General features: G+C 32.0%; 1 pseudogene. It reads left to right on the top strand.

The features are described from left to right. Positions 1-44: 44 nt before the first annotated feature. Positions 45-503: pseudogene (locus CN514_RS25170) on the top strand (L-lactate permease); the annotation flags it as partial.

Below are 503 nucleotides of genomic sequence, written 5' to 3'. Positions count from 1 at the left end.
ATAATATGCGGCATTGGAAATAATATTAATTATTTTATATGGCTAAAACAATCTCAGAATTTTGGATACCAATCATCATGATTTGTGCAATTCTTAGTATCGCAAAATTGATGACATATGGAGGATTAACAAGTGCTTTAAGTGAAGCAGTTGCACACACTGGAGATGCATTTCCATTCTTATCTCCAATTTTAGGATGGATTGGGGTATTTATGACTGGTCCTGTCGTAAATAACAATAACATTATTCGCTCAAATACAAGTTTCAGCAGGTAATATTTTAGGTACAAATCCTTCGTTATTAGTATCAGCAAATACTGCAGGTGGGGTAATAGCAAAACTAGTTTCACCTCAGTCAATCGCAATTGCAACAGCTGCAGTAGGTGAAACAGGTAATGAATCAAAATTAACAAAAATGACTTTAAAATATAGTTTTGGATTACTAGCATTTGTTTGTATCTGGACATATATATTATCATTTATTTATTTAGTTTTAGAGTCTTG

It is taken from the genome of Bacillus sp. AFS001701 (genome assembly GCF_002559405.1).
Taxonomy (GTDB): Bacteria; Bacillota; Bacilli; order Bacillales; family Bacillaceae_G; genus Gottfriedia.
The sequence above is the reverse complement of the archived record's forward strand: the minus strand, read 5'-3'. Positions and strand labels throughout refer to the sequence as shown.